General features: G+C 69.5%; 9 protein-coding genes. 1 reads left to right on the plus strand and 8 read right to left on the minus strand.

Features of this window, described 5'->3' with window-relative positions:
• From ACIHCQ_RS40675 to fxsA, 5 genes are all read right to left on the minus strand, one after another.
• Positions 1-314 (minus strand): transposase (locus tag ACIHCQ_RS40675; protein ID WP_399674014.1); only part of this gene is annotated, 314 nt, incomplete at its 3' end.
• A gap of 310 nt (positions 315-624) precedes the next feature.
• The gene (gene fxsT, locus ACIHCQ_RS40680; protein WP_399674016.1) at positions 625-4,569 is read right to left on the minus strand and encodes an FxSxx-COOH system tetratricopeptide repeat protein; all 3,945 of its coding nucleotides are present in this window, start codon (positions 4,567-4,569) and stop codon (positions 625-627) included.
• Positions 4,553-5,917, minus strand: coding sequence for a TIR-like protein FxsC (locus ACIHCQ_RS40685; protein ID WP_399674018.1), 1,365 nt, complete (start codon positions 5,915-5,917; stop codon positions 4,553-4,555). The genes fxsT and ACIHCQ_RS40685 overlap by 17 nt, the downstream gene beginning before the upstream one ends.
• A gap of 209 nt (positions 5,918-6,126) precedes the next feature.
• Entirely contained in the window at positions 6,127-8,403 is a 2,277-nt protein-coding gene (gene fxsBH, locus ACIHCQ_RS40690; protein WP_399674020.1) for a radical SAM/SPASM protein FxsBH, inactivated beta-hydroxylase extension form, read from the minus strand.
• Between the two features lie 20 nt (positions 8,404-8,423).
• A complete protein-coding gene (gene fxsA, locus ACIHCQ_RS40695) occupies positions 8,424-8,588 on the minus strand; it encodes an FxSxx-COOH cyclophane-containing RiPP peptide (RefSeq protein ID WP_399674022.1) in 165 nt (54 codons plus the stop codon).
• A 244-nt stretch (positions 8,589-8,832) separates the two neighbouring features.
• Here fxsA and ACIHCQ_RS40700 point away from each other — a divergent pair, with 244 nt between their 5' ends.
• Positions 8,833-9,735 carry a DUF4231 domain-containing protein gene (locus tag ACIHCQ_RS40700; protein ID WP_399674081.1) on the plus strand — a complete coding sequence of 301 codons (903 nt, stop codon included), beginning with the start codon at positions 8,833-8,835 and terminating at the stop codon, positions 9,733-9,735.
• 21 nt (positions 9,736-9,756) lie between these two features.
• Here the strand turns inward: ACIHCQ_RS40700 and ACIHCQ_RS40705 are convergent, their stop codons facing one another.
• From ACIHCQ_RS40705 to ACIHCQ_RS40715, 3 genes are all read right to left on the minus strand, one after another.
• The gene (locus tag ACIHCQ_RS40705) at positions 9,757-10,239 is read right to left on the minus strand and encodes a hypothetical protein (protein ID WP_399674024.1); all 483 of its coding nucleotides are present in this window, start codon (positions 10,237-10,239) and stop codon (positions 9,757-9,759) included.
• Positions 10,240-10,428: 189 nt separating this feature from the next.
• Positions 10,429-11,331, minus strand: a complete 903-nt coding sequence (locus ACIHCQ_RS40710) for a S1 family peptidase (protein WP_399674026.1) — start codon at positions 11,329-11,331, stop codon at positions 10,429-10,431.
• Positions 11,332-11,576: 245 nt separating this feature from the next.
• Positions 11,577-12,446 carry a DUF1684 domain-containing protein gene (locus ACIHCQ_RS40715; protein ID WP_399674028.1) on the minus strand — a complete coding sequence of 290 codons (870 nt, stop codon included), beginning with the start codon at positions 12,444-12,446 and terminating at the stop codon, positions 11,577-11,579.
• Positions 12,447-12,667 lie beyond the last annotated feature (221 nt).

Here is a 12,667-nt window from a genome sequence, read left to right on the forward strand (position 1 = left end):
TGGGCGCGGGAGGTCGTGGAGTCCACGCTGACCAGGGACAAGTCCGTCTTCCCTTGGCGAGCGGCTTCGGCGATCAGGCCCTCCAGCAGCGCGGTAAAGACACCGGCATTCCGCCAGACCCGAAAGCGTCCGTAGACGGTGGGCCAAGGCCCGAACTCACCCGGCATCTCACGCCACTGCGAGCCTGTCCTGAACCGCCAGATCACCCCCTCGACCTGATCCCGCAGCCGCTCGGGGTACGGGCCGTACTCGCCGATCGGCAGGTACGGCTCGATCAACTTCCACTGATCCTGGCTCAGTTGCCTACGCGTCACGATCGTCTTCCTACCGGATCCACCCTCCAGACGGATCCGGATCGGCAAGATTGATCACGACATCACACAGGCCCTAGGGCGTGTTTGAGAAGTAGCGCCGTCCGCCCGCAGGGCGGGCCCTGCGGCGTCTGGTGCGTGCACCGCGAGTGCGCGTGCCAGGCGTCGCGGCGCTGGGGGTCCTCCCCCTGGCTTCTCCCCCGTGGCTTCGCACGGGAGGTGCCCCCAGGGGACCCCCACCGGACGAAGTCCAGGGGGAGGGACTTCTCAAACACGCCCTGGGGCGTACTCGTACGAGCCCGAGCCGTACGGCTCACACCGCCAGCGGCTCCAGATCCCGGTACGCCCTGCGCTCGTCCCGCGCGATCCGGGTCAGCGCGTGGTCCTCGCCGAGCAGCTGCCGCAGCTCCTCCACGATCTCCACCCGGAGCTGCGCCGACTCGTCCTTGCGGCCCAGCAGGCCCAGCGTCACCGCCATGTTGGAGGCGATGCCGAGCACCTCGGGGTGGTGCGGCCCCAGCACCTCGCGCAGCGTGGCCACCGTCCGCTGCTCGATCGCCAGCGCCTCCTCCAGGCTGCCCAGGTCCGCGAGGGCGTTGGCGAGGTTAATAGTGCAGTACAGAGCGTGCGGATGGAATTCGCCCAGGACCTCCCGCATCGTCGCGGAGACCTTCCTCAGCACCGCTTCCGCTGCTTCCGGAGCGCCGCAGCCCCAGTGGAAGATGCCGAGGTTGTTGAGCGCGGCGAGCGTGTACGGATGCTTCTCCCCCGGCACCTTCGTGTACTGGTCGGCCACCTCCTGCGCCAAATCGCGCGCCGCCACCGGCTCCCCGCCCGCGAACAGGTCCGCCGCCATGTTCAGATCGCAGGAGAGCGAGTCCGGATTGGCCAGGGTGTACTTGGCGCGGTAGCGGTTGCGCGTGGCCAGGGTCAGCCGCCGCGCGTCCTCCAGACGGCCCGCCCTGCGCAGCGACACGGCGAGGCTCTTGCCCGCCGCCAGCGTGCCCGGGAAGGTCCGGCCGAGCTGCGCCTTGTAGCTGTCGTACGTACGGGCGAGCACCGCCACGGAGTCCTCGTACCGCCCGACCTCGCGCAGGTCACGCGCCAGGTTCAGGGCCGAGGAGAGGGTGTACGGATGCTCCGGGCCGAGGACTTCGGTCCGCCGGTCGAAGACCTCCTGGTCGATCTCGCGGGCCCTGGCGTACTGGCCGACCATGCGCAGGTTCAGCGCCAGGTTGTTGGCGGCGGCGAGCGTACGCGGATGGGCCTCGTGGAAGATCTGGCTGAAGCCCTCGTGCGCCTCGGTCGCCAGCTCCATCGCCCTGCCGTACTGGCCGAGGGTGCCCAGGTCCATCGCGAGGCCGCTGGTGGTCATGTACGTATGCGGATGGGACAGCCCCAGCACCTCCCGCTGGCGTTCCAGCGTCACCTCGTCCAGCTCCTTGGCCTCCGGGTAACGGCCTTGCGAGCGCAGAATGTTCGACAGGTGGAAGCGCAGGTAGAGGTACTGCAAATCGTCGTTGCCGAGCGTCTGACGCCAGGCCTCGCGCAGTTCCTCGGCGAGCGCGTACGCGGCGTTCAGGTCGCCGCGCTTCCACAGGTAGCGCACGCGGTCGATCATCAGCCGGCGGGTTTCGGGCTCCTTGCAGTACCTGGCCTCCGAGGTGGTCAGATGCGGCCAGATGGTGGCGAACCGCGGCCAGGTCTCGGGGTTGTCGATCGGCTCGTCGTCGTCGGGCCGGGCGCCCGAGAGGACCCGGTGGACGGCGTGGCGGGCCTCCCGCTGCTCCTCTTCGGTGAGCTGGGCCCGGATGACCGCCTGCACCAGCCGGTGCACCTGAATGCTGTTGGAGACCTGGTCGACCTTGGCCAGGGCGAACCGGCCGATCTCCCGGATGACCCGGCCGAGCACCAGTTTCTCCTGGAGCGAGGAGTCGTACGGCTTGAGCGCGTCGATCATCTCCTTGCTGTAGAGGAGGTTCGCGGAGATCGGCTCGGGCGCGAAGAAGGCGCAGAGCTGGAGCAGGCGCACCGCCGCGGGTGAGCGCTCCTTGAGCCGTTCGATGGAGACGTTCCAGGTCGCGGCGACCGGCTCGGGATAGCCGGGGGGCTGGTTGAGCCCGAGGACGCTCGCGGTCTGTTCGCTGAGCTGTTCCAGATAGGAGGCGACCGGGGTCGCGGTCTCCGCGATCCAGGCCGCCGCCTGTTCGACGGCGAGGGGCAGGTCGCCGACGGCGGTGGCGACCTGGTCGGCGTCCTCGGCGGTCAGCCCGCGGGCGCGCCGCTGGAGGTGCTCGATGGACTCCGCGCGCAGGAATACGTCGACGGGCAGCGCGTCCCCGTACTGCGACCAGGTCTGGTTCCGGGAGGTGACCATGATGTGCCCGGGACCCTGGGGCGGGAAGAACTTCTTGAGCTGCTCGGGGTCGTCGGCGTTGTCGAAGACCAGCAGCCAGCGCGGCGACGGCACGCCGCGCCGCAGCAGGTCGATGGCTTCCTGCGAGGCCGCCGCCATGTCTTCGCCGCCCTGCGCGCCGAGCCGGACGGCGAGTTCGGCGAGCCCGGCGACCACATCGTCGGGCTGCTCGGAGGAGATCCACCACACCAGGTCGTAATCGGCCATGAAGCGGTGCACATACTCCAGCGCAACCTGGGTCTTGCCGACGCCGCCGAGGCCGTACAGCGTCTGCGGCTGGGGCAGTACGGCGGCCACGGCCATCCCGCCGCCGAGCTGGTCGCGCATCCGCTCCAGCACCATCGAGCGGCCGGTGAAGCCGGGGTTGCGCGGCGGCGCGTTCCAGATCTTCGGCACGGTGCCGGGGAAGCGCGGACCGAGCGAGGCGGCGCTGTCGGGCAGCTGCACCGGACGGTCCAGCGCGCGCAGCAGCGCGGTGGCGGCATGCACTTCGTCGAGCCGGAAGAGATCCACCGGGTTGCGGTCGATGTACGGGGTGGAGAGCCGTACGTCGCCGACCCGGACCGGCAGCAGATGACGCCGGCCGCCGCTGGGGTCCTCGGCCGCGGCCCGCGACCAGACCTCCACCGCGCGGGCGGACTTGAGGTACGCGCTGGACAGCAGCACCACCGTACGGGCGGCGTTCTCGGCGGCGATGGCGTCCGCGTCGGACGACTCCCGCTCGACCGAGACGTCGCGCGGCACCACCCGGAAACCGGCGCGGGTGAGCACGGCCTCGGCCCAGTCGGCCCACATCCGGTTCTCGGCCACATAGCTGAGGAAGAGATCGGCGGGCATCGCGGGGCGGCGGCGTGTGAAGGCGTCTCTGATGCGGAGCCTGATCTCCTCGCTGACCTGCGGCATCGAGGTGATCCGCTGGTCGGTGACGACGGCGGTGAGCCGCTCGAAGGCGGAGAGCAGGGAGCTGGTCAGACCGGCTTCGTCGCCGAAGGTGGCAAGGGTCTCCTCGTAGGCGTAGTAGGGACGGTAGGGAATCTCCACCGCGCCCCAGTAGGCGGTCGACTCCTCGCCGTCGAGCCCGCTGGGGAAGCGGTCGAACTTCAGCCGGGCCAGTGCCCGTCCGGCGTCCGCCTTCTCCTTCTCGCCCTCGTCGATCCGCATCGGCACCGGGAAGATCTTGATGCCGCGACCGCCGTACCGCTCGTCGATCTGCCGGGCCACCGCGGCGGCGCCGTCGATGGACTGGTCGCTGAGCGTGAAGCAGTCCACGAGGATGTCGGGCAGATGGACGGTGCAGATGTCGGCGATGTCGCTGAGGCCGGTACGGCTGTCGATGAGGACGTAGTCGTAATTGGCCTTCATGTCGTCACGGAGGGCGTCGAAAAAGTGGCCGCCGCCGAGCCGGTCGTAGAAGTTGTCCCAGTCGAAGGTGGAGACCGTCGCGGAGTATTCGCGGTTCTGTTTGCCCGCGGAGACGAAGTCGAGGGTGCCGCCGTTGGGGAACTGCCAGCCCAGATTCTCGGGCGTGAGGGAGACCGCGTGCGGCTGGATGCGCGCGTAGTCGAGATGCCAGTCCTCCCGGCGCGGCTCGGGGCGGGTCGCGGCCCAGGCGTACTCGGTGATCAGGTCGATCACTCCGGTGGTGGCGCCGAGCGTGGAGGGGTCCAGGAAGGGGTGGAAGAAACGGTGCAGGCCGGGTGCCTCCAGATCCCAGTCGACCGCCAGGACCCGCTTGCCGTTGGCGGCCAGGATCCAGGCGACATTGGCCAGGGCCATCGTCCGGCCCGTACCTCCCTTGTAGGAGTAGAAGGTGACGATGCGCCCGTCACGACTGGCTGTCATCCGTGTCCTCCGCATCGGGTGCGATGTCATGCGTGTGCGGTACGTAGTGGGTGGTGCCGTACTCGGACATCGGGCCGCGCAGCCGGGGCCGTTCGCGCTGGCTGCCGCCCGCGGGCGGCGCGGGCGGGAAGACCTCGGCGTGCCGCAGATACTCCTGGGCGGCCGATTCCACCACCTGGGGCAGCAGCTGGCCGAACGCCTCCATGGAGAACACGCCCTTGGCGGCGGCGCGGCAGGCGGCGCGGCCCTGGCGCATCTGGTGCGGCATGGTCCGTTCCAGCTTCTCGGCCAGCTCGGCTTCCGAGGTCCGGCACTGCGGGTCGTCGCGGTTCCAGGGGACGACGACGCTCACCCAGGGGCGCGGCTCCGCGTCGAAGGCGGCGAGCCGCCGACGCCGGTCCTCGTCCTCCAGCGCCCACCGGTCGACCAGCAGTATTTCGGGGCGGGTGGGTGGCTGGCCCGGGTCGGACGGCGTCTCGTGGTCGAAGGAGGAGATCGTCGCCTGGTAGTTGAGGGAGCGGACCAGATCCTGCGCCACGTACGCCAGCGGCCGTGCGGCGTCGGGGTGGTAGGGGTTCCAGTCCTGCGCCTGCTTGCCGTAGTAGTCGGGGGCGCGCCCCGAGGGCAGATCGTGGTGGGTGGGCGCGGCGACGGTCACATTCATCGGCCGGGGACCGCCGGTGGGCTTGCCGAAGGCGCTCGGCGCCTGCCGGTAGTCGACCGGGGAGCCCGAGCCGACGCGCGTAGTCTCGGCGACACGGACGATGCGTTTGGCGAGTTCATAGACGGCTGCCTCGTACTCCTCGGCGAAAATCCGGAGTTTGATCAGCCCGTAGAGCCCGTCGGTCACGTAGCGGTCTCCGAAGGCCCGGTGGTTGAACTGCAACCGCTCGGCGGGTCCCGGAAGTTGCTCCAGCGGCATCGGCACCCACAGCGCGGGGACGATCGCCTCGGCCGAGCGGTTGCTCTTGGCCTGGTGGTAGATGGCCCGCTGGGCGAAGGCGTACCACTCCTTGCCGCACATCTCGCTGGCGAAGTACCGCGGCGAGAAGAGCGGGACGAATACGCGGCAGGTGGCCAGCACCTCACCGAGCCGCTCCGACCAGCCCTCCCCCGAACGGATCTCCCGGTCCATGAACCCGGCGGGCGCGCCGGCCGGCAGATCGGTCATGGCCATCACATGGCCGCACAAGTCGCGGAAGAGCCGCTCGACCCACATGTCGGGATCGGGGCCCCCCGCGCCGTACCGCGGCGTATGCGCATAACTGAGAAAGAAGTACGGCCGATGGTCAGCCGTTCGCTGAGATGAATCTGTCACACGACCCCCGTCCTGTGTGAACGCCCACATCTACACCCACATCCACAAACGAGTAAAGCTGCGAGCGAATTCATCATTCCGGAATGGGTCACTCTGCATCCCCCCGTGGTTCAGTCAATCAACGCCGCTTTTCAGTCATCCTGTCCACCGCCCGGCCGACCACGTTCCCGATCGAGAACAGTCGCGCGGCTCTTCCTGCCGGTTGAACCATCGTTGTCCCTTTTGGGAGGGCGCCCGGCTCAGCCGCGGTCCGTCTCCCGCCACAGCTCCTCCAGCAGCCGCCGGCCGCCGACGGTCAGTTCGGCCGCGCGCTCCAGGGTGTCCAGCGCCCCCTTGGCCTGGTCGGCCGCCGCCGGTTCGAAGGCGGCGAGGCCCACGCGTTCGTACGCCCCTGCCAGCAGCTCGGAGACGGGTACGGGCGCGTCCTGCCAGGGCGCGGGGTGGTGCCAGGCGCCGTCCTGCGCGTAGAGGTCGGTGACCTCGACCAAGGCCTGCAGTTTGGCGCGGCGGAAACCGCGCAGCAGCGCGGGCGCGAGCCGGCCGGGTGTGCCGGGCACGGCGATGCCGAGCGTTCCGTAGCCGTGGTTGCGGCGCGAGGGTTCTCCGGCGACCAGTGGGGTCAGGGTGGTCAGACAGTCGGCGGCTTCGGTGGCCTGTTCGGGTACGGCGCGCCGCAGCAGCGCCCATGCGCCGGCGAGCCGTTCGCTCCAGTCGGCCGCCTCGGCGGCGCTGAGCCGCCCGCGCACGGGTACGCCGAAGCAGTCGCGGTACGGGTCAAGGTCGTCCAGGCGCAGGGCGGGCGCGCCGGGGGCGCTGAGCGTGCGTACGGGCCGCCAGTCACCGCCCGCGTCCGTGTCCGTCACGTCCGTGTCCGTCACGTCCGTGTCCGCCGCGTCTGTGTCTGTGCGTACGCAGCGGAGTTCGCGGCCCGCCGGCCGGACCAGGAATCCTTTCTCGGCCGCTCGCACTTCGGCCTCGCCGTGCTCTGAGGGGCCCGTCATCCGCAGTTCCCCGAGCGTGGGGAGCCGGAGCACGCCGTCCCGGTACGGCACCCGCACGGGCAGCTCAAGACCGCCCCGTACGACCGCTGCCGCGAGATACGCCGGCAGCCGCAGCGCGAGCCGGGCAGCCGCCTCCGGCCGCCCCTCGCGCAGGGCGGCCAGACAGCCCTGCAGCCAGGTGTAGGTGTAGGGATGGCCGTATACAACGTCGAGTGCGTCGGCGCGCTCCCCCGGCGCCTCCAGCGCGCAGGCCAGCTCCCAGGCCTCCTGCCAAGCTTCGCCGCCGCGCCCGTCGAGCTCCAGGTGCACATCGGCGAGCAGGGTGCGGGTCACGTCCTGGTGGTGGGCCATCAGCACGCCGGAGTCGGTGACCGCGGGGGACACCGCCCCGGCGGAGACGCGCTGCTCGATGCCGCGGATCAGCGCTTCGAGGTCGGCGCAGTACACGGAGGTGTTGTCGAATTCGCCGGGGGACTTCGCGGAGCTGTAGCGGTGGGTGTAGAGCCCGCCGCCGCAGGACCGTACGACCGGGCACTGGCGGCAGGTATCACTGACCCCGGCGATTCCTTGCTGCCGCGCCATGACGCCGGGGTGGGCCGCCACCTCGTCGAAGGAGTGGGCGTAGACGTCGAATCCGGTGGCGGCCGCGCCTTCGTAGGCGCTTTTGAGCGAGTCGACCTGCTCCAGGGTGCCGTCGGTCTCCACGACGACGAGGTCCGTGGGGGCGAGCCCGAGCGATTCGGTGAGGCTGGGGCCGCCGCCGAGGGTGGAGAAGACCGATTCGAAGAGCCGCACGGGGATGGTGCGGCCCTGCCTGTCCCAGCGGTCGAAGATCTTCAGGATCCAGTCGGCGTACGCGGTGGGCGAGCCGTCGGGGCGGGCCGGCGGGGTGTCCCACGTGGCGTGCGGGAGCAGGAAGTCGATGCGCGGCGGTGCCAGCTCGGTGAGGGCGTCGTACACGGCGATCGGGTCGTTGGCCACGTCGATGGTGCAGAGCAGACCGAGGTAGAGGTGGCGGTAACGCTCCTCGCGCAGCAGGTCGACGGCCTTGAGGACCAGGGGATGGCTGGTGCGCCCGTCCGCGAAGCGGCGGTGGCGGTCGTTCGCGCGCCGGTCGCCGTCGAGGGAGATCCCGACCCGGACGTTGTACTCGCTGAAAAGGTCGAGGTAGCGGGGGCTGAGCTGCAAACCGTTCGTATGGATACGAAGGTCGAGTTCGGCGATGGAGTCGAGGGCCTGGCTGAGCTCCTCGCAGACGCGTCTCAGTCGTGCGTGCCCTGCCAGAAGAGGCTCCCCTCCGTGCAGGATCACTGACACGGAGGGCAGGGCATGACTCTTGGCATGCTCGGCCAGTCGCAGAGCTGTCCAGGAAATGGCTTCGTCAGAGATTGCCCTGGGGCGGGTGCGCCAGCTCTGATCAGCGTGTTCGTAGATATAGCAGTGGTCACATGCAAGATCGCACCGGCTGTGGACCTTTAAGACGATCTCGCGGAAGGGGACCAGGGGTCCTGTCATTCCGCCAGTCTAGAGCGGGCTCAGAGCGCGGAGTTGAAGGTTGACGCACGCACAGAACCCTGGGCTGGAGCGGGCAGTACGCGAGCCAATTTCCTGCTCACTTCGGTACCCCGTACATCGATCTGGGCCAAGGGAATACGCTTCTTCTTCGCGGCAGCAAACGAGGCAGAGGTCTGAAACGTCATGAGGGGCCGTCCTTGTGTGGTTTACAGAGGAACTGTCCAGCACAGATAATCATGCACCGTTGCGGTACCGGCGGCACAACTTTACTCTCATGGCCACTTGGAGTAACTCGGCACATGAGGTCGCAACAAAAGAGTTGCCGCGCATTCTTACAGGGCGGTAGCGGAACGATCCATTCCACCTAAAGAGTGAAGAGAACCGCAGACGGGAGTGCCCATGACCGAGTTTCCCGGCCCACTGCAAAGCATGGTCTTCCGCAACACCGATCTGCCGGTGCTCTTCCATCGCACGGACACCGTCGCGATCGCGCACCAGCGCGAGGCTGTCGGCTCCACCCGTTACCAACTGCTCTTACTGGTGGCGGGCGCGGCACTGGCCGCGTTCCCGTCGTCACTGACGCTGAGCGACTCCTTCCAGCCCGCCGGCGCGCTCAGCGCGCTGGCGTACGCGGCGGTGCTGATGCTCAGTTACCGCGCCTCTCGCCGTAGCGCAAAGTCGCAGTGGCAACTGAACCGGTCGGCGGCCGAGTTCATCAAGTCGATGTGCTGGCGGTACGCCGTGCACGGGGCGCCGTTCGACTCCCACTCCGCCGACGCGGACGAGTTGTTCACCTCGCGCCTGGAGGAAGGGCTACGGGAACTGGCCAAGGTCGGCTGGCAGGACCCGCGTACGAGCGAGGGGGCGGTCGCGGCGGCGGACCTGGTCACCACACCCATGCGGCGGCTGCGCGCCAAGGGGTTCAACGTCCGCAAGGAGACCTACGTCAGGGACCGGCTGATCGAGCAGCGCAACTGGTACCACCGGCGCACGGAGGTCTCCCGCCGTGCCACCGTGCTGTGGTCGGTCTCGATCGGCCTGCTCACCCTGTTCGCGCTGTTCTTCGCGCTGCTGCGGACCTTCTCACTCGCCGAATCCGTCCATCTGGCGGGGGTGTTGTCAGCGGCGGCTGCCGCGTGCCTGGCGTGGAGCGAGATCCGGCGCCATCAGCCACTCATCGCCGCTCACTCCCTGGTGGAGGAGGACCTGGCGGCGATGCACACGGCGATGGAAACGACGGTCACGGAGGTGGAGTGGCCGTCCGCGGTCTACGAGACCGAGCGGATCGTCTCCCCGCAGCACACCGACTGGCTCGTCAGGCACCGCAGTTGACTGGGTCCGCCCAGCCGGGGCTCAGGAGCGCTGAACGCCCTCGCGCCAGATGATGGTCACCGGTCTGCCGAGGTCGCGCGCGTAGCGGACGATGTCGCCCGTGCCCCCGAGACCGCGGGCCGGGCGGCCGTCCCAGACCGCGAGCAGCCGGTCGCAGTTGTCGGCGATATACGCCCCGGCCGCGTAATACGCCTCGTCCGTGGAGTACGGGAACGACAGCTGGATCTCGCGGGTGGCCCGGCCCTTGAGCTCCTGGTAGCGGGCGAGCTCGCCGGGGGTGGCGAAGCCGTCCTCGTAGTCGCCGCTGGGAATGACCGCGGTCAACTCCGCGCCGCACGCCAGCGCGATGTCCGCGAAGAGCTGGTCCGCTCCCGTCGCGAGGCTGGAGAGGGCTTCCATCGACACTCCGTGGCAGCCGCAGAGCGCGGCCCGCATCCCGGCGAGGACATGGGCATAGGCCTCAGGGGGAATGGCTCGGTGGCCGGTCACTCCGATGCGTTTCACTGAACCGCCGACCCCCGCTCCGTCAGTGCCTGTGCGCCCGACCCCGTCCTGCCATCCTCTCAAAAGGAAGAGAGACGTCGAGCCCCCGTCCTGGCATACGGACGGGGGCTCGACTGCTTCTCGGGTCGTATCGGCAGCACATCAGGCGCGCGTCAGCAGAGCATCAGGTGCGCGCGCCCGGTGGCGCTGTCAGAGGATGGAGACTCCGTAGGCGCTCAGCGCCTCGGGGACCGGCTGGAAGAACGTCGTACCGCCGGAGGAGCAGTTGCCGCTGCCGCCGGAGGTCAGGCCGATGGCCCGGCTGCCGGAGTAGAGCGGGCCGCCGCTGTCGCCCGGCTCGGCGCAGACGTTGGTGCGGATCATGCCGTAGACGACATCGCCGCCGCCGTAGTTCACGGTGGCGTTGAGGCCGGTGACGCTGCCGCTGTGGGTGCCTGTGGTGGAACCGCGGCGGGTGACGGACATGCCGACCGTGGCGTTGGCCGCGCTGGTGATGTCAACGCTGCCGACGGTGCCGGGGTGGGGGACCGAGGTGTTGGAGTAGCGCACGAGGCCGTAGTCGTTGGTCGGGAAGCTGGATCCGGCCGTGGGTCCGATGCTCGTGGTACGCGCGGAGTTGGTGTACCAGGGCGGGTTGCCGTCGGTGCAGTGACCGGCGGTCAGCATGTAGTACGTGGAGCCGCTGACGACGTTGAAGCCCGCGGAGCAGCGCCAGCTCGTCGCGTAGATGGCGTCGCCGCCGGAGATGAGCTTGGACAGGGTGCCCGGAGTGCGCTCGATGCGGATCGCACCCGCGGTGGACCCGGCCTCGCGCTTGATCTCGGCGATCTCGGCCGCGGAGACGGTGGAGTCGGCCGTGACGACCAGGGTGTTGGTCGCCTTGTCGGTGTACCAGGCGGTGCCTGCCACGTCGGCTTCGAGTACGGCACCGCTCGCGGCGGTGAGTTCACTGGCGCTGAAGGTCTGTGCGGAGTCGGCGTTGGCGGCGGCCGGTACGGCCAGCGCCACGGCGGCTATCAGGCCAGTGGTGACGGCAAGCAGACGGGTACGTCTGGCTGTGCCGCTGCGGGGGGTGGTGCGCTTGATCCTCACTTGTCGTTCCTCCTGGGGGGAATCGGGAGTCCGTTGTGGGGTTCGGGACCCGTGAGGCGCAGCCAGCGAAGCAGCCTGTTCGGATTGCGGACAAGTCGTGCCCCTGACAAGCGCTGTTCGGGAGTATTCGGGGCGTCAACTTTCCGCGCAAGGGCGCCTTTCGGACGCGCGGGCCGACACGACAAGTGGCCCCGGTGGCTATATGGCCGCGGGGCTGGGTGGGGCGTATCGGGCTGTGAGACGGGTCAGCGGCCCAGGAGGTTCCGCTCCCCCGCCGGGATGCCGACCGGCAGGGTGTTGCCAGGGGGCGGGAAGGGACAGATGAAGTGGTCCGCGAAGGCGCACGGCGGCAGCAGCGCGTAGTTGAAGTCGACGGTCACGCTGCCGTCGGCCGCCGGCGCGGGGGGCCGCAGGAAGCGGAAGCGGTAGCTGCCACCGACTGCGCTGTCGTTCTCGCTGGTCGCGTCGGCGAAGACGGCCCAGAGCGAGCCGTCCGGCTCGATCGCGACCCGCAGGGTGCGCTCCTCGCCGCCGAGCTCGAAGGCGAGCTCACCGTCGAGGCTGAGGCTGCGCTCGCGCCCGTCCGCGTTCTCGACGCGTACGCTGCGGAACTCCTCGTACGGCTGAAACCGGCCAGGCAGCGCCCAGCGGGGGTCGTACGGGGTCGCCCGGACGCCCTGGAAGGCCTGGCGCGCCGGCGAGGCGGGGTCGAAATCCCGTACCGCCCACTGGCCTTCGCGGCGCAGCAGGAACAGCCGCCGTTCGCCGTGTGCGACACGGGATGTGGCGATCGGGCCGCGGTCCCCGGCGAGGTGGACGCGGCCGGTGAAGGGCCTGTCGTCGAGGGTGAGACCGTCCTCGGCCGAGGCGGTCAGGACGACTTCGTCGCCGGCCGCGGACCACGTACCCGGGATGGCTGGAATTCGGCCCTCTGGGTGACTGGAGAGCCAGTGGGTGCCGGTGAGCGAGAGGGGGCCGTACGGCGACGAGACGGTGGCGGTGCGCTGTTCGCGCCAGTTCTGCCAGTTCAGCCGGGCTTGCCGGTCGTGCCGGTTCTCGTCTGATTGTGCGGCTGTTTGTGCCTCGGTGTGCGCGTCTTGTGCGTCCGTGCTCATGCGGTCAGCCTTCCACATCCGCCCGCGGCGGTCGGCTGACGCAGGGTCAGCAGCCGTCTGCGGTCGGCGCGCTGCCGCTAAATCGTCGTCAGGAGGGGGCATACCGGGGCTCTCAGGCCGATCCGTTCACCCGTACGCCCGCGTGATCACCCGTCTGGCCCGCGCCCGGCGCGACTGTCATATTTTGGCGGCCACCCAGCCCGTACGCAGGAGGAACCTTG

Source organism: Streptomyces sp. NPDC052236, from assembly GCF_044548015.1.
Lineage (GTDB): Bacteria > Actinomycetota > Actinomycetes > Streptomycetales > Streptomycetaceae > Streptomyces.